Origin of the sequence: Streptomyces sp. NBC_00028 (genome assembly GCF_045041065.1) — a bacterium.
Classification (GTDB): Bacteria; Actinomycetota; Actinomycetes; order Streptomycetales; family Streptomycetaceae; genus Streptomyces.
Genome location: NZ_CP108293.1, coordinates 9,714,090 through 9,734,492, shown reverse-complemented (window position 1 = coordinate 9,734,492; position 20,403 = coordinate 9,714,090). Strand labels below are relative to the sequence as shown.

The window sequence follows — 20,403 nt, the reverse complement described above, 5'->3', positions numbered from 1 at the left end:
AAGTGCCGGGGTTTCACTCTCCCAACCGAGGCTCTTCCTGATCCTCACCCAACTCCGCCAGCCACCCGGCCGTACGGCGGGTCTCAGGGTGATCCTCACCCAGCACCCGCCGCTTCGCCTCCAGCGTCTCCTCACCCAGTACGCGCGCCTCCCCTATCCGGCCCGCATCCTGCAGATGCACGGCCAAATTGTTCGCAGTAGCCAGCGTGTCCGGATGCTCCACCCCCAACACCCGACGCCACCGCACCAGCGTGTCTTCCTCCAGCGCCAGCGCCTCCCCCACCCGACCCACCTCCGCCAGACGGTTGGCCAGGTTGGACGCCGTGCGCAGGGTGTCGGGATGCTCCACCCCCAACACCCGCCCCTGCCGGGCCAGCGTCTCCTCACCCAACGCCACCGCCTCCCCCACCCGACCCACCTCCGCCAGACGGTTGGCCAGGTTGCACGCCGTGGCCAGCGTGTCCCGACGCTCCGGTCCCAGCACCCGCCGCTGCACCGCGAGCGTCTCCTCACCCAACGCCACCGCCTCCCCCACCCGACCCACCTCCGCCAGATGGTTGGCCAGGTTGGACGCCGTGCGCAGCGTGTCCCGACGCTCCGGTCCCAGCACCCGCTGCTGCACCGCAAGCGTCTTTTCCTCCAGGGCGAGGGCTTCTTCGGACCGCCCCAGCGCCTGCAGCCCTATGGCCAGAGCGACGGCACTGGCCAGGGTGCGGGGATCCTCGTCGCCGTAGAGGCGTCGGCGGCGGTTGAGGCTGTCTTCGTTCAGGGCGCGGGCACGTTCGTAGTCCCGGGTGTCGTTGTAGGCGCGGGCCAGATAGTGGGCGGCCCGCAGGGTGTCGTCGTGGTCAGGGCCCAACTGCTGCTGGCAGGCGTCGTACAGCCCTTGCAGCCGGTCCAGGGCTGGACGCGGCTGCCCGCGCTCTATCAGATACCAGCACGCTTCCCCCACCACATCCCGTCCCCGGCTGGTGGTGAGCTGGGCGGGGTCGAGGGCCAGGGCGTGCGGGAGCAGCACCTGCCAGGCTGGCCACCACCGCGGATCGTTGGCGACACCTGGATCGGCCGCCGTCAGGAGGGCTTCGGCATCCGCCCACGCCTGATCACGTTCGGAGCGGGTCATCTGGCCTGTGAGCAGGACCTGGGTGAGGCGGTGCAGTTGCACGGTGCCGTCCTGGACACGGGCCACACCGTAGCGGGCGATGGCCTCCACCACGTCCACCGCCGCCAGCCGCGAACCCACCGCTCCCACCAGAAGCGCGGACGCCTGCTTGGGAAGCTGGCCAGCGCAGGTCGCCAGGGCAAAGGGTTCGGGCGCTAGCAGAGCCAGCGCATCCACCACCGCGGCCGCCCCGGGATGCTGCGCTTGGAGGCGGGAGCGGGTCAGGCGGACCTGCGCAGCCAGCGGGTAGCCGCCGGGCGGAGGGTTGCGCTTCATCACCTCCACCAGGTTCGCCGCCAGCTCCTCCTTCAGGTGTGCCGCCGACAACCCTCGCACCAGGAGCGCGGCCGCTTGCGTGAGCGCGAGCGGGAGGTCGCCCAAGGTGGCGGCAATGTCGTCGGCGTCGGCGTCGGTGAGGTGCGCGCCGCGGGCGCGAAGCAGGGCCATGGACTCGATGCGGGAGAGGGTGTCGACGTCGACGGGGACGGCGTAGCCGGTCCACAGCGGGTTGCGGGAGGTGATCAGCACATGCCCGGGCCCGCCAGGCAGGAACGGAGCGAGAGCGGCGGGGTCTTCGGCGTTGTCGAACACCAGCAGCCAGCGTGACATCGTTCCCAGCTCAGCCAGCAGCAATTCGACTGCGGCAGCCGGTGGTGTGCCCGTAGGCGCGATGCCAGTACGGGCAGCAAGCTGGGCGAGTTGGTCGGGGATCAGGGCCGGGTCTTCCGAGGCGATCCACCAGGCGAACTCGTACTCGCCGGCAAACCGGTAGGCATACTCGAGGACGAGCTGGGTCTTGCCGACGCCACCGCGGCCGTGCAGGGCCTGCACCGCCACCCGCTGCCCGGACCCAAGCGCTTCCCGCAGGTGGACCAGCATGCTGTCCCGGCCGGTGAACGCCGCATTCCGTCCCGGAAGATTCCGCACCCGCGGCAAAGACCCAGGAAGACGCGGCCCGGTCCCACCGATCCGCGACAGCATCCCCGGCGGCCGGGCTGGCGCCCGCTCGGGACGGGACGGGCCGTTCACTGCGCGCAGCAGGGCCTCGCGGGCGGCGTGGTCGTCCAGGCCGAACAGATCGGTGACGATGAAAGGGCTCAGGATCGCGGGTGTGGAGGTCTGCTCGATCCGGACCGGAGTGATCCTCTCCTGCCGTGCCACCATCGCCGTCCACTCCGGCGTCGTGAACCGCTCCGGCTCGAAATACGCTGGCGAAAACAGGGCCAGGAACCGGCCCCGTTCTAGGGCGGCGTTCATCTTCAACACGAAGTTGTCGCCCGCACCCCAGTCCCAACAATCCAGCTCGACCTCGTGGCCAGCGTTGAGGAGCTGCCAGGCGATCCACTCCGCCCACGCCCGATCCGCACCCGCATGACTGATGAACCAGACCGCGTCCGACGCACCGTCAGACGACCCCACACCCGCGCCCATCGCTGTCCCCCGACACCACGCTGCTCGTACTGGATAGACCAGCGTAGAGCGCACTCACCCCCTGCACGTACAGACCGGAGGCGTCCTGCCCGGCAAGGCAGGTGAACTGGGGCTGCAGGGCGAGGACCTGGCACTGTGGATCGCCGGACAGGTCGCCGGATGGGACAAGCTGACCCCGGCGCAGCAGTACCTCCTGGAGAACCTCGGCATCGACCCCGACACCACAGAGCAGGAGGTGCGGCCGGTGCGGCGGTCCCAGGATGAGCTGTGGGAGCGGAACATGGCCGCCGCCCGCCAGTTCCACGCCCGCGAGGGGCACCTGCGTGTGGGTCGTCAGCACCGCGAGGACGTTGATGGCGAGCTTCTGGGGCTGGGGTCATTCATCTCGAACGCCCGAAGGCGCGCCGACAAGCTCAGCACCGAACGACGCGACGCACTGACCACGTTGGGCATGCGCTGGTAAACGGCTGGGACGGCGGGGGACGCGCGTACCCGGGTTCACTCGCCAACAGACGGCGCAGAGCGGCAGCACATCACACCCGTCTCAATCACCCGCCCCCGGCTCTGCCTGAGCCTTCACCAGCCTCTCCACCCAGGCAGCAGTACGGCGGGTCTCAGGATGATCCTCACCCAGCACCCGCCGCCGCGCCGCCAACGTCTCCTCCCCCAACACCACCGCCTCCCCCACCCGACCTGCATCCCGCAGACGCACAGCCAGGTTGTTGGCAGTGTTCAGGGTGTCCGGATGCTCCTCACCCAACACCCGACGCTGCCGGGCCAGCGTCTCCTCACCCAACACCAGCGCCTCCTCCACCCGCCCCGCAGCCGCCAGCCAAATCGCCAGGTTGGACGCCGTGAACAGGGTTTCGGGATGCTCCTCACCCAACACCCGACGCTGCCGGGCCAGCGTCTCCTCACCCAACACCAGCGCCTCCTCCACCCGACCCACCACCGCCAGCCGAATCGCCAGGTTGGACGCCGTAAGCAGGGTGTCATGATGCTCCATCCCCACCACCCGACGCTGCCGGGCCAGCGTCTCCTCCTCCAACACCAACGCCTCCTCCACCCGACCTGCATCCGCCAGATCGACGGCCAGGTTGGACGCCACAGTCAGGGTGTCGGGGTGGTCTTCTCCCTGGAGCTGGCGGCGCCGCTCGAGGGTGTCCGCGTCCAGCGCTCGTGCCCGCTCGTGGTCCTGGGTGTCGCCGTAAGCGCGGGCAAGAGAAGTGGCGGTCCACAGGGTGCCCTCGTGGTCTGGCCCCAGCGTCCGGGACCAGGTGTCGTACAGCTCTTCCAGGCGTTCCCGGGCGGGGCGGGCCTGGTCGCGCTCCATCAGGTACCAGCAGGCGTCGCGCACCACGTCCCGCCCCTTCTCGGTGGTGATCGAGGCGGGGTCGACGGCCAGGAGGTGGGGCAGCAGGACCTGCCAGGCCGGCCACCACCGCGGCTCGTCCGAGTCGCCGGGAGAGGCCGCAGCCAGCAAGGCTTCAACATCGGCCCTCGCCTGGCCGTGCTCCTGACCAGTCATCAGCTGCGCGAGCATGTCCTGGGTGAGGCGGTGCAGTTGGAGCGTGCCGTCCTGGACGCGGGCCAGGCCGTGCCGGGCGACCGCCTCCACCGCGCTGCCTGCAGCCAGCCGCGAACCCACCGTCTGCACCAAGAGAGCGGAGGCCTGCTCGGGAAGATGGCCGGCGCAGGTGGTCAGAGGAAAGGGTTCGGGCGCCAGCAGAGCCAGCGCATCCACCACCACGGCTGCGCCGGGATGCTCGGCCTTAAGTCGCGAGCGGGTGAGTCGGACCTGCGCGGCCAGGCCGGTCGGGTAGCCGGGCGGAGGATTGCGCGCCATCACCTCAACGAGGTTCGCCGCCAGCTCCTCCTTCAAGTCTGCCGGTGACAGGTCCCGTACCAGGAGGGCTGCGGCCTGCGCGAGGGCGAGCGGGAGGTCGTCCAGGGTTGCGCCAATGTCGTCGGCGTCCGCGTCGGTCAGGACCGCGCCTCGGGCGCGCAGCAGGGCCATGGACTCGGTGCGGGAGAGGGTGTCGACGTCGACGGGGACGGCGTAGCTGGTCCACAGCGAGTTGCGGGAGGTGATCAGCACATGCCCGGGCCCGCCGGGCAGGAACGGAGCGAGGGTGTCGGGGGTTTCGGCGTTGTCGAACACCAGCAGCCAGCGTGACATCGTTCCCAGCTCAGCCAGCAGCAGCTCCACCGCAGCGGCCAGTGGTGTGCCCGCGGGCGCGATGCCGGTACGGACGGCGAGCGCACCGAGTTGGTCGGGGATCAGGGCGGGGTCTTCCGATGCGATCCACCAGGCCAGTTCGTACTCGCCGGCGACCCGGTAGGCGTACTCGAGGGCAAGCTGGGTCTTGCCGACCCCGCCCCGGCCGTGCAGGGCCTGGACCGCCACACGCTGCCCGGACGCCAATGCTTCCCGCAGGTGGACCAGCATGCTGTCGCGGCCGGTGAACGCCGCGTTCCGGGCCGACAGGTTCCGCACCCGCGGCAAGGACCCCGGCAGCCGCGGCCCGGTCCCGCCGATCCTCGACAGCATCCCCGGCGGCCGACCCGGTGCCCGATCAGGACGGCCGGTGGTGCCGTTCACCGCTTGCAGGAGCGTCTCGCGGGCGGCGTGGTCGTCCAGGCCGAACAGAGCCGGGGCGATCAACGGCCGCAGCAGGGGCGGCGGAGTGACGTCGGCAATGCGCACCGGGGTGATCTTCTCCCGCATAGCCAGCATCGCCTCGTACTCGAGGGTGGTGAACCTCTCGGGATCGAAGTAGGCAGGCGAGAACAAGGCCAGCATCCGGCCGTGCTCTAAGACCGCGTTCATCTTGGCGATGAAGCTGTCACCGGCACCCCAGTCCCAGCAGTCCAACTCGACCTCGTGGTCAGCGTCGAGCGGCTGCCAGGCGAGCCACTCCGCCCACGCCCGATCCGCACCCGCATGACTGATGAACCACACCCCGTCCGACGTGCCGTCAGACGCCCCCGCACCCGCACTCATCGCTGTCCCCCGACACCACGCTGCTCGTACTACATAGACCAGCGTAGAGCTCAGGTAGAGAGCCGGACCTACTCTTCACCTTCCTGCGACCAATGGCCGTCCAAGGCACCGGAAGCGGCCTACATCTGGGGCAGTCGTGCAGAGCCCGATCCGCGGACAGGCTGGGGGAGCAGAGCACGACACGGCCCGCCAGTTCCACGCCCGCGAGGGACATCTGTGCGCACCACGCCACCCTTCACTACGCAACGCCCTCACCGAAGCACCGCGAGGACGTCGACGGCGAGTTGTTCGGACTGGGTCGTTCATCTCCAACACCCGCCGCCGCGCCGACAAACTCAACACCGAACGACGCGATGCACTGACCGCGTTGGGGATGCGCTGGGAGAGGATGCCGCCCCGGCGTCACATCCACCCGGAATTACGACATAACTCATGCACAAGGGGCACGACGTGAGGCCCGGACCGTGGTGGTCCGGGCCTCACTCGTGTGCCGGCGAGCAGACAGCCCGCTCAGGTAACCGACCCGACAGAGATTGTTCGAACCCGAACTCGGACCGGAGGGAACACTGATGACCGCCTGCCAGACACCCGGGGCAACATCCGCGCCGATCACCGCTACGCTGGATGCGCCACCCTGGGCATGGGCTGAAGCCCCACAGGGACGCTCTCAGGCAGAGGGCCGCAGCAGGACCGCCGACCGCGAGGCGCGCACTACCCCCACGCGGACGACATCACGCAGATGTCCGCCGTCCTCGATCCCCTCTGCTTGAAGGAGCAGAATGATGACCAGGGACAGTGTTCCCGCCCCGGTTCAACCGCCCGACCCGGCTGTTGTCCCCCGGCAGCCCGTTGTGGGTCTGACAACCGCGATAGTCCAGGGGGCTGCCCAAGGTGCCGTGCGCTCCGTCGTGGCGCGGCACGGCAGCTGTTTTGATTCCGGTTGTTGGGTGATCGCCGGCTCGGGCGGGGTTGGCTGGGTGGTGAAGCGTTCGGCCATGGAGGCTTCGGAGAGGTAGCGGCGGTCGAAGACCTGCCACTCGTCGTGGAGTTCGGCCAGCACCGCGGCGGCGAGCCGGTCCAGGGCGGCAGGGTTGGGGAAGACCTGGACGACGTCGGCCCGCCGTTTGATCTCCCGGTTCAGCCGTTCCAGCGGGTTGGTCGACCAGATCTTCTTCCAGTGCGCCGGCAGGAAGTCGGCGAACGCCGTGATGTCCGGTGCGGCGTCCAGCAGCATCTTCTTGACCTGCGGGAACTGTCGTCCGAGCATGTCGGCGACCACGTTCAGCTGGGTGCGGACCTGTTCGGCGGTGGTCTGCGCGAAGATGGTGCGGATGGTGGCCGCCACCATCTCCCCGGAACCCTTTTCGATCACCGAGAACACGTCCCGGACGAAGTGAACCCGGCAGCGTTGCCAGGCCGCGCCGAGGAAGACCGTGCGGATCGCGGCCACCAGGCCGCTGTGGCTGTCGGAGATGACCAGCTGGACGTTCTCCAGGCCACGAGCCCGCAGACTGCGCAAAAACTTCGTCCAGAACGGCTTCGACTCACTGTCGCCGACCATCACACCGAGGATCTCGCGGTGCCCGATGGCCGAGATCCCGGTCGCGATGACCACGGCCTGCGAGGCGATCCGGTGATTCACCCTGGCCTTACAGTAGGTGGCGTCCAGGAAGACGTAGGGGAAGACGGTGTGATCCAGCGGCCGTTCCTTGAACGCGGTCAGTTCCTCGTCCAGTTCGCCGCAGATGCGGGAGACCTCGGACTTGGAGATCCCGGAGTCCGCGCCGAGTGCTTTGACCAGGTCATCCACGCTGCGGGTGGAGACGCCGTGCACGTATGCCTCCATCACCACCGCGAACAGCGCCCGGTCGATGCGCCGCTGGCGTTCCAGCAGCGACGGGAAGAAGGACCCGCTCCGCACCTTCGGGATCTTCAGGTCCAGGTCGCCGGCCTGCGTGGTCAGCAGCCGGTCGCGGTGTCCGTTGCGCCAAGTCGTGCGGGTCTCGGAGTGCTCGCGCGGGCCTGCCCCGATGACCTCGGTGGCCTCCGCCTCGATGAGCTCCTGCAGGATGCGCTCGCACACCACCCTGATTGCTTCAACTCCCTCGGCCCGACGTAGTGACTCCAGCAGCCGCATCAGCTCAGACTGGGACAGGGCCATCGCGCGCTCCTCCGGTTGAACTGCCCGTTCACCAGAGAGACTTGCGCGATGGCCTGCCCTTGTTCAGGAGCATGCACCGCCAGCGGATGCACGCCCCGGGCAGACACCCGCGCGTTCCGGGACTCGGCCCAACTACACCACTTCAAGGGACGCCATCGTCCTCAACGCATGGCTGCGCAGCAGCACCGACGACACCGCAACTGCGCAGGCGCGGCTTGCGCAGTCGATGGCCCACGATGTCGAACGGCCCGACCCTGTCTCGGATGCGCAGCCGCATCCGGTCTCGGTCACCGCGGTGCGCAGTGCGCACGCCGGCACCTGCGCATGGTCGGTGAGGGTGGCTGCGCAGTACGGTGGCGGCTCCCTGCGCTACTTCACGGTCGCGGTGACCGCAATTACCGCGGGCACGTCGTTCGGCGTGACCGGCGCCCCCGCCGTTGTCACCGGCCCCGACCGGGCCGCACCGGCCGAATCGCCCCACGCCGTCACCGTCCCCCGCTGCAAGCTTGGGCCTGCTGCTGCAACGTCGCGTTGACGACGCCGCGAACCGGTGCGTGTACTGCCTCCACGAGTCCAGCCGGAGCAGACCGATCGCGACTGAACACGATCCGCGCTTGGGGCCCGGGCGCGGCTGTGCCCGCCAAGACGGGGGAGCCTGACGGGCACCTGGCCAGTCTGACACCAGAACGCGCGCCGTGCGCAGCGAACCCACTCCTTCGACCCCAACTCCTCCTGGGACAGAGCCCTCCGACAACGCAGGGCTTCGGTCTGAGACACCACACCAGGGCCTGTTGCAAGAGTGGCGGCGGCTACTCGCGTGAGTGTTGGTGCGGCTGGCTGCTACCTTCCGGAGTCATGACCGACGGCGTGTATGTGGGCAATGCGGGCAGCGATGCGGCACTGGACCGGGGATGGCTGCTGGGGCATTTCAAGGACGCCTCCGATCCTCGGCACAGCGAGGACGTGGAGATCAAATGGGGCGTCCACCCGCAGGGCGATGAGCGGGCTCAGTGGGTGACTGGCGAAGAGCGCACTGCCCTGCTGGTTCTGATCAGCGGGCGCTTCCGGGTGGAACTGCCCGGGCGCAGTGTTCTCCTGGCCCGGCAGGGGGACTACGTCGTGTGGGGCCAAGGGGTTGATCACTCCTGGTTCGCGGAGGAGGAGTCCGTGGTGTTGACGGTTCGCTGGCCTTCCGTCCCTGGCTACAAGGTGACCGATGACGATAACTCCGCTGCTGGTCACAGCCGTTCGCTCAGGACGCGGCCGACACGGTGACCTCGTAGCGGACGGCCAACGTGTCATAGCGGGCAGCGGGCGGCCGCCGCACGGTGGCGCTCGAGGCGAATGATCCCGCGTTCGACCGCGTAGCGTCCGCGGTCGTCGATCTCTGTCCGTAGTTCGGCGGAAGACCGGCGCGAGAGCCGAGCTTCCTGCGGTTGCGGACCCCGTCCGCCCGGCGACTCGGGCGTGGAACTCCCCGTCCTGTATTCACAAGCCACGCCGGGGACCTGGTCACCAGGGTGCCGGATCTGCCCGGGTCGCAGGGCATCCCGAGCTGATGAGGGGGCAGAGTCTGGACGCGAGACGTGCCCGGCGGGCCGGGGGTTGGAGGGCGTAGCAACCCTGGCTGCCAGGCGGCTGGCTGCGGGAACGTCCAATGCCTGCACCACCTCACAGAGATGCAGTTGTCTTCAACAGATTGTCAGCCTCGGCTCTGGTGGGGTCGCGTATTCGACTGCCGCGAATCCGCAGCCCGTGGAAGCTTGGTGATGGCTGTTCACCCCCCTGGGGACATCCAATGTCTGACTCGACCCCAGGGCGTCAACCGGACATCCATCCGGAAGCAGCCGCCATTTTGTGTCGCAACTCTAGACACAGGCAACACCCATGCCCGTTAATCCATCCCATGTATCGATGGAATGAGCCGACGGTACCGAGACCCTCATGGATGCCAATCCTCCCCGCCTAGGCGGACTACCGCCTGAGCTGTCTGCACGTCAGTTCTCGCCCGCGTGACCGTCGGTGGCGCTCCGCGAGGACCGGGTCCATGGCAGTGCCGGGCCCTGATCGATATCCGCGCTTCCGTCCGCCCGACTCTTCGACCATCGTTCGATTTACCGAACAGCACATCAATGTCGCAGTACGCCTGTCCAGCAGCCCCCTGCCGGGGCCGACCGGAGCCGCTCACTCAAGGGATGAGGTCCCCATGCACCGACGTACGTTCAGCCGCAGGCATCTGCCCCTGGCGCTCGCGGCCCTGGTCGCCTCCGCGGCGACGCTCGTCACCAACCCGGCTCAGGCCGCCACCAGCGGCGCCTTGCGCGGCACCGGCTCCGGCCGATGTCTCGATGTGCCGGGCGCCAGCCAGTCCGACGGCACGAACCTGCAGGTCTGGGACTGCAGCGGCGGGACCAATCAGCAGTGGACGCTGACGGACAACAACCAGCTGACCGTGTACGGCAACAAGTGTCTCGATGTACCCGGCCACGCCACCACGGCCGGAACCCGGCCGGTGATCTGGTCCTGCAACAGCGGTACCAACCAGCAGTGGCGGGTCAACTCCGACGGGACGGTCGTGGCCGTGGAGTCCGGGCTGTGCCTGGACGTCAGCGGCGGTGCCACGGCGAACGGCACGGCGGTGCAGCTGTGGAACTGCACCGGCAGCAGCAACCAGAAGTGGACCGGCCTGTCGGGCGCGTCCAATGCGTGCTCTCTTCCGTCGACGTACCGGTGGAGCTCGACCGGCGCGCTGGCGCAGCCGGCCAACGGGTGGGCCGCGCTGAAGGACTTCACCACCGTGACGTACAACGGCAGGCACCTCGTCTACGCGACCGCATCTGACGGATCGTCGTGGAAATCGATGGGGTTCAGTCCGTTCACGAACTGGTCGGACATGGCGTCGGCAGGCCAGACCCAGATGAGCCAGGGTGCGGTGGCGCCCAAGCTGTTCTACTTCGCCCCCAAGAACATCTGGGTGCTGACCTCGAACGGATGGGGTACGCAATGGCCCTTCGTCTACCGCACGTCGAGCGACCCCACCAACCCCAACGGCTGGTCCGCGGCGCAACCGCTGTTCACCGGCAGCCTCCCCGACGGCAGCGCGATCGACCCGACCATGATCGCCGACGGCCAGAACATGCACATGTTCTTCGCCGGTGACAACGGCAAGATCTACAAGTCGACCATGCCGCTCGGGAACTTCCCGGCCAGCTTCGGGTCTTCGTACACGACGGTCATGAGCGACACGGTGAAGAACCTGTTCGAGGCGCCGGAGGTCTACAAGGTCCAGGGCCAGAACCAGTACCTCATGATCGTCGAGGCTCGGGGGGCGACGGAGCAGCGGTTCTTCCGTTCGTTCACGGCCTCCAGCCTGAACGGTCCGTGGACCCCGCAGGCCGCCTCCGAGAGCAACCCCTTCGCCGGCAAGGCCAACAGCGGAGCCACCTGGACCAACGACATCAGCCACGGTGACCTGGTCCGCAACAATCCCGACCAGACCATGACCATCGACCCCTGCAACCTGCAGTTCCTCTACCAGGGCCTGTCCCCCAACGTCGCGCCCGGCACCCCCTACATCCAACTGCCGTACCGGCCGGGCCTGCTCACCCTGCAGCGCTGACCCGAAGCAGCAACCACTCGCAGAAGAGGACACGGCATGAGAAAGCCCTGGATCCTGTCCCTGCTCACCCTCGTCGCTGCCACGCTCGGGGTGACGGCGGCGGGTGCAACCGCGGCCTCCGCCGCCCCCAACACCCCTTTACGCGTGATGCCGTTGGGCGATTCGATCACCTGGGGTGTGGGGAGCAGCACGGGTAACGGCTACCGAGGACCGCTGTTCAACCAGCTTGCGGCGGACGGCCACCCGCTGGACTTCGTCGGCACGGTGCGGGGCGGTTCGATGTCCGACCCCGACAACGAGGGCCACTCCGGATACCGCATCGACCAGATCGCCGCCCTCGCCGACGCATCGCTGACCCGCTACCGGCCCAACGTGGTGACGCTGCACATCGGTACCAACGACCTCCAGGGGGCATCCGAGGTCGACAGTGCCATCACCCGGCTGAGGTCGCTGGTCAACCAGGTCACCGCCGACGTCCCCGACGCAACCGTCCTCGTCGCCTCCCTGGTCGTGTCCACCAGCAGTTCGGAGGAGCGGTGGCGGGGCACGTACAACGAGGCCGTCCGCCGGATCGTCGGCGACGCACAGGCCACCGGCAAACATGTCGCATTCGTCGACATGAGCGGTCTGGCCACAGCCGACCTAGCCGACTCCCTGCATCCCAACGACGCCGGCTACCAGAAGATGGCCGACGCCTTCCACCGCGGCATCCAGGCCGCAGACAGCGCTGGGTGGCTGAGGAACCCCGCTCCCGCCCCCGCGCGCATTCAGTCCGGCATCGCCGGCAAGTGCATGGACGTCAACGGCGCCGGTACCGCCAACGGGACCGCCGTCCAGACGTGGAGCTGCGGCAACGGAGCCAACCAGTACTGGTCCGCCTACACCGACGGGACCCTGCGTTCCATGGGCAAGTGCCTTGACGCCTCTGGCGGGGGCGTCGCCAACGGCACCAAGACGCAGCTGTGGAGCTGTCACGGAGGCGTCAACCAGGTCTGGCAGCCGTACAACGGCGGTTACCGCAACCCTGCCTCCGGCCGCTGCCTCGATGTCCCGGCCTCATCCACGGCCGACGGCGTGCAGTTGCAGCTGTGGGACTGCCACGGAGGCACCAATCAGAAGTGGACCATTCTGACCGCCGGATGATCTTTCCTCCCGGGGCTCGGGTCCGCCCGGGCCCCAGTTCCGGGGGGAACATCAACGGCGTCCACCGCACCCCTCGGCTCGCCCGCGGGTTCCCGCGGCCGTCGATCCCGCGGACATGTCAGGGCGTGGCGCGGGGGAGGGAGCGTCCTCACTCCCCCGCGGTCGTGCCGGAGGCAGGAGGTTCTCCGGCTCGCAGGTGTCCCCTGAGCCACTGCTCGGTGTTGCTCACGTGCAGCAGCGCGGCCGCCTGGCTGAGGGTGGCGTCGCGGGTGGACAGCGCGTTGAAGATCGCTTCGTGCTCGGCGAGGGTGCGGCCTCCGGCCTTGTCGTCGACCAGGCCGCGCCAGATACGGGCACGCAGGGTTCGGCCCGAGATGCCTTCCAGGAGGGTCAGGAGGGTCTCGTTGCCGGTGGCCAGGACGACGGCTCGGTGGAAGGCGGCGTCGTGGGCGTTGAGCTGTTCGACGTCGTCGCTCGCCTCACGCATGGCGTCCAGATGCCGCTTCACCTCGGCCAGTTGGTCGTCGGAGATCCGGGTGGCGGCAAGGGCCGTGGCCATCGGTTCGAGGAGTCGCCGTACCTCCATGAGGTCCTGGAGGGCGACGGCGTCGCCCTGCAGGAGCTCGACCGCGCCGCCGAGTCCTTCCAGAAGCACACTCGGCTGGAGGCTGGTGACATACGTGCCGTCGCCGCGTCTGACTTCCAGCACGCGTGCCACGGCCAGTGCTTTGACCGCTTCGCGGGCGAGGTTGCGGGACAGGCCCAGTTGGGCGGCCAGGTCCGGCTCCGGCGGGAGCTTCGAGCCCGGCGGCAGTGCTCCCGTACGGATCAGTTCTCGGATCTGCTCGATCGCCTTGTCCGTCAGCGACACCGCGCGTCCCTCCCCTCGGTGTGTCCCGCGAGCACGTCCGACCTGTTCCGGAGTCCTCGTGCCGAGGGTGACGTTGATGATAGTGGGATGCGGGTGCGGGGAATCGATCACGGCGGCCGGGCCGGCCGTGTGCCGCGCAGCCCCGACCGCAATCCGGGCTCGGCGTGCACAACAAGGCCTCCAGACATGCCATGTCTGGGCAACCTCAATACGCAAATAATCGGGACGAGTTAGACAAATTCCACTCCGCGGCAACCGCATTCATCCCTGCACGCTGGTTGACATACCCCGGTTACATGGCCGACGTTCATGCGTGACACTGCGCTCCCCCTGCCCCCTTCCGCATCAGGGATGTATCCATGTCGAGCTCGATCAACAGACGCCAGTTCCTGGCCTCCACAACCTGCGTGGCCGCGACGGCCGTTGCCGGAGGTGTGCTCAGTGCCGGTGTCGCCGAGGCGGCGCCCAGCACGTACACGCCCGACTGGAACTCGGTGGACCAGCACCCGCCGGCCCCGGAGTGGTTCCAGGACGCGAAGTTCGGGATCTACTTCCACTGGGGCGTCTTCAGCGTCCCCGCGTACGACAACGAGTGGTATCCGCGCAACATGTACGACGCCGGAAGCAACGCGAACCGGCACCACATCGCGACCTACGGCCAGCCGTCCGCCTGGCCGTACCACAACTTCATCAACGGCGCGGAGGACCTGGCGGGCAACACCGTGAAGTTCGCGCCGAAGCTGAAGTCGGCCGGCGGGAAGTTCGACCCCACAGAATGGGCGCAGCTGTTCGTCGACGCCGGCGCCCGGTTCGCCGGACCGGTCGCCGAGCACCACGACGGCTTCTCGATGTGGGACAGCCAGGTCAACGAGTGGAACTCGGTGGACAAGGGCCCCGGCCTCGACCTGCTGGGGCTCTTCTCCACGGCCATCCGTGCCAGGGGCCTCAAGCTGCTGGTGGCCATGCACCACGCGTACAACTTCACCGGCTTCTACGAGCACGTCCCCGCCCAGACGGACCCGAGCCTGAAGAAGCTTTACGGGCAGCTGGGTTCGGCCGCGGAGAACCAGCTCTGGTTCGACAAGCTCAAGGAGGTCATCGACCGCGCCCAGCCCGACATCCTGTGGCAGGACTTCAACCTTCAGGCCGTCGACGAGCAACAGCGCCTCAACTTCCTGGCCTACTACTACAACCAGGCCATCGGCTGGGGCCGTGAGGTCGTCGCCACCTACAAGGACGGGATGAACGGCAAGGGCGAGGTCTTCGACTACGAGCGCGGCGGCCCGGCCGACCTCACCACCCCGTACTGGCTGACCGACGACAGCATCTCCAGCAGCAGTTGGTGCTACACCCAGGGCATCGGCTACTACAGCATCGAGCAGATGCTGCACTCGTTCATCGACCGGGTCAGCAAGAACGGCAACATGCTGCTGAACATCGCGCCCATGGCCGACGGCACCATCCCCCAGGCGCAGAAGGACATCCTGCTGGGCATAGGTGACCACCTGAGGCGTTTCGGCGAGTCGATCTACGCGACCCGCGCCTGGACCGCGTACGGCGAGGGCCCGACGAAGATGGGCGGCGGCTCCTTCACCACCCCGCACGCCGGGACGGCGCAGGACGTCCGCTTCACCCGCAACAAGGCCGACAACGTCCTGTACGCCACCGTCCTTGGGTGGCCCGGCAGTTCACTCACGATCAAGACGCTCGGCTCGGAGCGGATCAACCTCTCCTCGCTGACCTCGGTGAAGCTCCTCGGCTCCACCGCCGGCACCTACATCGACCTGCCCACACCGGCCCAGAACTCCTCCGGCCTGACCATCACCCTGCCGTCCTCGGCGCCGTACAGCGCGGGCGCCTACGTGCTGAAGCTCGCCTTCTCCGCCACGATCCCGGGCCTGCGGCCGCTCACCGGCGCTGTCGCCTTCGCGGACGTCAACTACACCGGCAAGTCCGCCGTGCTCACGGTCGGCGACCACACCGCGGCCGATCTGACCACGGCCGGGCTCGGCCCAGGCATCCTCTCCTCCCTCCGGCCTGCCCCCGGATACCAGGTGATCGGCTACTCCGGGGACATCTTCACCGGCACCGCCTGGACCTTCACCGCCGACAACCCCGACCTCCGGGTCACCGGCAACAACGACCGGATCACCTCGCTGAGGGTTCAGTTCAACCCGGCGACGCACTTCCGGATCACCAATGTCACCAACGGCCTCGCCCTGGACAGCGGAGGCGACGTCGCCTCCGGGTCCAACCTCAAGCAGTGGACCTGGGACGGCAGCCCCAACCTGCAGTGGGACGCGGAAGCCGCCGAAGGCGGCTACTACAAGCTGGTCAACCGCACCAACGGCATGGTCGCCGACGGCTGGGGCGCCACCGCCGACGGCTCCGCCGCCCGGCAGGCCCCCTGGAACGGGGGCACCAACCAGCAGTGGAAGATCACCCACCGTGGCGGCGACCGCTACTCGATCGCGAACCGCACCACCGGCCTGGTCCTCGACGGCGGCGGCAACGTCTCCTCGGGCTCCCTCACCAAGCAGTGGACGTACGGCAGCAGCACCAACCTGCTGTGGACCTTCACCGCGCAGTGACCGGCAGCAGCACCACGGTGCCGCCGATACGGCGGCGGGATCCGTGCGCGGGTACTCCCCCACGGCCCTCGACCATGGTGGCGGTCCGGGCGCCCTGCGCCTGTCGCAGGCCAGGGCGCCCGCAGGCCCCTCTCCGCTCCCGCCTCGATGATCCGGAACGGACCGGCCAGGGCGCCGCGCGGCCCCAGCGGATCTAGCCTGGAAGCAACCGCTGGAAGTGTGCCCCGGCAGGCACAGCCCTCCGAACGGAGGTGTCGCGCGTGGACATGGCCGACGAGCACGATGCCCCCACCGCCGCTGTCGTGGTCGACCCGAACGGCACCGTCAGCGGCTGGAGCGAGGGCGGACGGCTCCTGCTGGGCTGGACAGCAAAGGACATGGTCGGGCGTCCGGTGACCGATCTGCTGGTCGGTCCCGCACCCTCCGGGTTCCCCGAGGGCCACGAAAGCACCCGAGGCCATACGGGGCCCGTCCCCCTGCGCCATCGCAACGGTTCCACGGTGGACGCCGTGGTGACGGCGCAGCCACTGTCCGGCACCGGAGGGCGGGCGCTGGGGCACGTGGTGACAGTCCAGCGCTGGGAAAGTCGCCCGGTGATTGCCGACCGAGCCTTCGAGCAGTGTCCCTTCGCACTGGGTGTCTACGACCCTGAGCTGCGGTTTCTGTGGATCAACGCCTCCTCCGGCCGGGTGATCGCGCACACCGAGGAGCAGGTGCTCGGCAAGCACTACCGCGAGGTGCTTCCCGAATTCGACCGCACGCTGTTTCCCGAGAGGGACGACAAGCCCTACACCGACAAGCTCGCGGAGGTGGCGAGGACGGGCGAGCCCGCACGTCTCATCACTGTCTTCCGTCCTCGCGGCAGCGACTACGCCAATGCCTGGGCCACGAGCATCTGGCCCGTCCGCGATGCCGAAGGCACGGTCCGCGCGGTCGCCAACTGGGGATTCGACATGAGCGCCGAGTACTGGGCTCGGCAACGCCTGCTCATCCTCAACAACGCCAGCGGCGGCATCGGCCGGACACTCGACGTGATCGGCACCGCCCAAGAACTCGCCATGACTCCGGTACCGCGATTCGTCGACCTGGTCAGCGTGGATCTGTTCGACGAAGTGCTGCGCGGAGAGGAACCACCTTCCGAATCCGCAGGCAACCCGGACGACGCGATCAGACTCATCCGTGCCGCCCAGCACAGCGCGCAGGACGGCCCCGACCAGGCTGCCGGGCCCACGAAACCGGTCACGCACAACCCCGGTTCCGTCGCCGCCCGCTGCATGGCGACCGGCAGGTCCACGGTCGAGCTCGCCGTTGACCCCGGCCAGGGCGGCGAATGGGCCTTCGGGCCCGGGCTCGCCGCCGACCCCGCCCACTGGCCGGCAGGCAACCCGGTGATCGACGCGTCCCTCGCCGCGGACGGGCTGACGGGCCGGATCACCGTGCCGCTGCGGGCGCGCGGCGCGCTGCTCGGCGTCGTCGCCTTCTCCCGCCTGGACCGGCCGGAGGCCTTCACCGCCGACGACCTGATCCTCGCCGAAGAGCTGACCGCCAAGGCGGCCGTCGCCATCGACAACGCCCGCCGGTACTCGCGCGAGCGCACGACCGCGCTGACCCTGCAACGCAGTCTGCTGCCGCAGGGACTGCCGAACCAGGAAGCGGTCGAGGTGGCATCGCGCTACCTGCCGGCGGGCACCGGGGCGGAGGTCGGCGGCGACTGGTTCGACGTCATTCCGCTGTCCGGCGCCAGGGTCGCGCTGGTCGTCGGCGACGTCGTCGGACACGGACTGCACGCCTCGGCCAGCATGGGCCGGCTGCGCACCGCCGTCCGCACCCTCGCCGACGTCGACCTGCCGCCGGACGAGCTCTTGACCCACCTGGACGACCTGGTCCTCCATCTCGCCAGCGACCTCCAGTCCACGGGCCGCTTCCAGACGACCGGAGAGACGGGCGCCACCTGCCTCTACACCGTCTACGACCCGGTCACGCGCAGACTTACCCTGGCGAGCGCGGGGCATCCGCTTCCACTGCTCCTCTCCCCGGACGGCACCAGGACCACGGTCTCGGCGCATCCGGGACCACCCCTGGGCATCGGCGGGCTGCCGTTCGAGGCGACGGAGATCGAGCTGCCCGAGGGCAGCCTGCTCGCCCTCTACACCGACGGGCTGGTCGAAAGCCGCGAACGCGACCTCGACGAGGGAAGCGCCGAACTGCTGCGGGTCCTGGATCCCGGGGCCGCCTCGCTGGAGACCCTGTGCGACACGGTGATGGACGCCACCCTCCCCCAAGTACGCACGGACGACGCCGCCCTGCTGCTCGCCCGGACGCGCGCGCTGGACCCTCAGCACGTGGCCGACTGGGACGTCGAAGCGGACTTCGCACAGGTGCCGCACCTCAGGAAGGTCGCCGTCGAACAGGTCGAGGCCTGGGGCCTGGAGGAGGAGGCATTCGTCACCGAACTCGTCGTCAGCGAACTGGTCACCAACGCCATCCGCTACGGCGAGCCCCCGATCCGGCTCCGCCTCATCCGCGACACCGCCCTGATCTGCGAGGTCTCCGACTCCAGCAACACCGCCCCGCATCTGCGCCGGGCGCGCGCCCTCGACGAGGGCGGACGGGGCCTGTTGCTCGTCGCCCAACTCACCCAGGGCTGGGGTACCCGGCACTCCACCCAGGGCAAGACCATCTGGTGCGCCCAGTCGCTCACCTCGACCGCGTCACCCTGAGAACCGGCCTGCCCACCCCGGAACCGCGGAGCCATGCCCGGGTCAGCGGGTTGTGTCCGGTGGCTCAGCACTGTCGGGAGGGTCGGGGAACAGCAGGTTCTCCAACAGATCGAGTCCGAAGAGCATGCCGACAAGAAGCACCGGCAGGAGGACGGCTATGACGACCATGACGCCTCCGTAAGCCGTTGAGCACGGATACGCGGTGGCGGAGCCTTCCGTCCAGGCTGACCCGAACGGGGCAACAGTGCGCGCTGCGCGCCGGAACGCGTAGGCCGTTCAGGTGACGGGCGGTACGGCAGGGCAGTAAACACGCCCCTTGGGCACCTCGCCGACGCCGGACCGGGCCCGGCCGCCGAAACGGAAGATCACTTCCCTCTTCCGCTGTGTACGCGGGAAGCGAACCCCCGTACCCACCAACGACCACCTCTGGCCATAGCCAGTGGGTTATCGTTCCGCCGGTGGGCGGTGGGGCGCCCTAAAAGGGGGAGTTGTGGTAGCGAATGGCGAGGGGTCGCGGCTGGTCGCGACCGAGGGCGGCCACCGAGTGACACCGGCCGAGCTCTTCTTCGACTTGGTGTTCGTCTATGCGATCACTCAGGTCACCGCACTGATGGCGGCCGACCCGAGCGGGTTGCGGCTGCTCGGCGGGATGGTCGCGCTGGCGCTGCTGTGGTGGTGCTGGTGCTGTTTCGCCTGGCTGGGAAACGTCGTACGGGCCGACTCCGGCGCGATGTTCACCGTCCTGGTGTCCGTCATGGCGGTCGTCCTGATCGTGTCGCTGACCGTGCCCGAGATCTACGACGACGCCCCCGGCGGACTGCCTGCCCCCCTGGTCTTCGTCCTGTGCTACGGCGCCGTCCGCGTCCTTCACCTGGTCACGTACTGGCTGTCCGACCCCAGCGACCAGGCCCTGCACCGCGTCCTGCGCCGCACCGCCCTGTTCTCGGTGGCCCCGCCGTTCGCCCTGCTCCTCATCGGTGCGGCGTTCACCGGCACCACCCAGATCCTGATCTGGCTCGCCGCCGTACTCATCGACTACCTGGGCATCTTCGTCACCGGAAAATCCGGCTGGCGGGTCGCCTCACCCGGCCACTTCGCCGAACGCCACGGCCTGATCGTCATCATCGCCCTCGGCGAATCGATCGTCGCCATCGGCGTCGGCGTCTCCGGCTTCGCGCTCAGCACCCCGGTCGTGGCCGGTGCCGCCCTGGGGCTGCTCGTCTCCGCAGGGCTGTGGCGCCTGTACTTCCGTCAACTCGCCGAGACGGTCGAGCATCGCCTGACCACCGTGACCGGCGACGACCGCACCCGGCTGGCCCGCGACGCCTACACCTTCCTCCACCTTCCCCTCGTGGCCGGAACCGTCATCACCGCCCTCGGCATGAAGAAGGCCCTCACACAGATCGCCGACACCGGCCACTACGACCTGACCGAACCCCTCCACGGCGTCGTTGCCTGGGCCCTGCCCGGCGGCGTCGGTGTCTTCCTCCTCGCCTCCGCCGCCCTCCTCCTGCGCACCACGAGCCACCGCTCCCCGCTCCTCCTCGCCGGCGGAGCCGTCTGCCTCGTCGCAGGCCCCGCCGTCGCCCTGGTCCCCTCTCTCCTCGCCCTGGCCCTCCTGGCCGCGCTCGTGACCGCCCTGGTCCTCGTCCAGAACACCGCCGTCCGGCCCCATGCGACCGCCGCCGGCTAGGCACGGGG

Annotated in this window: 12 protein-coding genes and 1 pseudogene; 8 read left to right on the top strand and 5 right to left on the bottom strand. The window is 68.9% G+C overall.

Translation table 11 applies throughout. From position 1 onward, the window contains the following. Positions 1-13: 13 nt before the first annotated feature. Positions 14-2,593: an FxSxx-COOH system tetratricopeptide repeat protein gene (gene fxsT / locus OG885_RS44155; RefSeq protein ID WP_405742491.1), complete on the bottom strand. Its 2,580-nt coding sequence runs from the start codon at positions 2,591-2,593 to the stop codon at positions 14-16. A 235-nt stretch (positions 2,594-2,828) separates the two neighbouring features. On the opposite strand from fxsT (OG885_RS44155), the gene OG885_RS44150 reads away from it, so the two are divergent. After that, complete coding sequence (locus OG885_RS44150; protein ID WP_405742489.1) at positions 2,829-3,056, top strand: helicase associated domain-containing protein; 228 nt, start codon at positions 2,829-2,831, stop codon at positions 3,054-3,056. An 81-nt stretch (positions 3,057-3,137) separates the two neighbouring features. Here the strand turns inward: OG885_RS44150 and fxsT (OG885_RS44145) are convergent, their stop codons facing one another. Beyond that, positions 3,138-5,597 carry an FxSxx-COOH system tetratricopeptide repeat protein gene (fxsT, locus tag OG885_RS44145; protein ID WP_405742487.1) on the bottom strand — a complete coding sequence of 820 codons (2,460 nt, stop codon included), beginning with the start codon at positions 5,595-5,597 and terminating at the stop codon, positions 3,138-3,140. Positions 5,598-6,585: 988 nt separating this feature from the next. Continuing rightward, positions 6,586-7,758 (bottom strand): annotated as a pseudogene (locus OG885_RS44140) (IS256 family transposase); the annotation flags it as partial. A gap of 337 nt (positions 7,759-8,095) precedes the next feature. Between OG885_RS44140 and OG885_RS44135 the strand changes: the two are divergent. From OG885_RS44135 to OG885_RS44120, 4 genes are all read left to right on the top strand, one after another. After that, positions 8,096-8,293, top strand: a complete 198-nt coding sequence (locus OG885_RS44135; protein WP_405742485.1) for a hypothetical protein — start codon at positions 8,096-8,098, stop codon at positions 8,291-8,293. 320 nt (positions 8,294-8,613) lie between these two features. Continuing rightward, positions 8,614-9,033 carry a signal peptidase I gene (locus OG885_RS44130; RefSeq protein WP_405742483.1) on the top strand — a complete coding sequence of 140 codons (420 nt, stop codon included), beginning with the start codon at positions 8,614-8,616 and terminating at the stop codon, positions 9,031-9,033. 931 nt (positions 9,034-9,964) lie between these two features. After that, positions 9,965-11,377 carry a non-reducing end alpha-L-arabinofuranosidase family hydrolase gene (locus OG885_RS44125; RefSeq protein ID WP_405742481.1) on the top strand — a complete coding sequence of 471 codons (1,413 nt, stop codon included), beginning with the start codon at positions 9,965-9,967 and terminating at the stop codon, positions 11,375-11,377. A gap of 36 nt (positions 11,378-11,413) precedes the next feature. After that, the gene (locus OG885_RS44120) at positions 11,414-12,520 is read left to right on the top strand and encodes a ricin-type beta-trefoil lectin domain protein (protein ID WP_405742479.1); all 1,107 of its coding nucleotides are present in this window, start codon (positions 11,414-11,416) and stop codon (positions 12,518-12,520) included. Between the two features lie 148 nt (positions 12,521-12,668). Here OG885_RS44120 and OG885_RS44115 read toward each other — a convergent pair whose 3' ends face one another. Continuing rightward, complete coding sequence (locus OG885_RS44115) at positions 12,669-13,391, bottom strand: FadR/GntR family transcriptional regulator (RefSeq protein ID WP_405742477.1); 723 nt, start codon at positions 13,389-13,391, stop codon at positions 12,669-12,671. 359 nt (positions 13,392-13,750) lie between these two features. On the opposite strand from OG885_RS44115, the gene OG885_RS44110 reads away from it, so the two are divergent. Next, positions 13,751-15,982 (top strand): alpha-L-fucosidase, encoded by a 2,232-nt coding sequence (locus OG885_RS44110; protein WP_405742476.1) that lies wholly within the window; start codon positions 13,751-13,753, stop codon positions 15,980-15,982. Positions 15,983-16,248: 266 nt separating this feature from the next. Next, positions 16,249-18,702, top strand: coding sequence for a SpoIIE family protein phosphatase (locus tag OG885_RS44105; protein WP_405743185.1), 2,454 nt, complete (start codon positions 16,249-16,251; stop codon positions 18,700-18,702). A gap of 42 nt (positions 18,703-18,744) precedes the next feature. On the opposite strand, the gene OG885_RS44100 is transcribed toward OG885_RS44105, so the two are convergent. Further along, entirely contained in the window at positions 18,745-18,870 is a 126-nt protein-coding gene (locus OG885_RS44100) for a hypothetical protein (protein WP_405742474.1), read from the bottom strand. Positions 18,871-19,192: 322 nt separating this feature from the next. Here OG885_RS44100 and OG885_RS44095 point away from each other — a divergent pair, with 322 nt between their 5' ends. Next, entirely contained in the window at positions 19,193-20,395 is a 1,203-nt protein-coding gene (locus OG885_RS44095; protein WP_405742472.1) for a low temperature requirement protein A, read from the top strand. Positions 20,396-20,403 lie beyond the last annotated feature (8 nt).

Bases quoted from the DNA above. Each gene is read 5' to 3' on its own strand.
- OG885_RS44100 (WP_405742474.1), bottom strand. From the start codon at position 18,870: ATGGTCGTCATAGCCGTCCTCCTGCCGGTGCTTCTTGTCGGCATGCTC.
- OG885_RS44130 (WP_405742483.1), top strand. From the start codon at position 8,614: ATGACCGACGGCGTGTATGTGGGCAATGCGGGCAGCGATGCGGCACTG.
- fxsT (WP_405742487.1), bottom strand. From the start codon at position 5,597: ATGAGTGCGGGTGCGGGGGCGTCTGACGGCACGTCGGACGGGGTGTGG.
- OG885_RS44120 (WP_405742479.1), top strand. From the start codon at position 11,414: ATGAGAAAGCCCTGGATCCTGTCCCTGCTCACCCTCGTCGCTGCCACG.
- OG885_RS44125 (WP_405742481.1), top strand. From the start codon at position 9,965: ATGCACCGACGTACGTTCAGCCGCAGGCATCTGCCCCTGGCGCTCGCG.
- fxsT (WP_405742491.1), bottom strand. From the start codon at position 2,593: ATGGGCGCGGGTGTGGGGTCGTCTGACGGTGCGTCGGACGCGGTCTGG.
- OG885_RS44110 (WP_405742476.1), top strand. From the start codon at position 13,751: ATGTCGAGCTCGATCAACAGACGCCAGTTCCTGGCCTCCACAACCTGC.
- OG885_RS44105 (WP_405743185.1), top strand. From the start codon at position 16,249: ATGGCCGACGAGCACGATGCCCCCACCGCCGCTGTCGTGGTCGACCCG.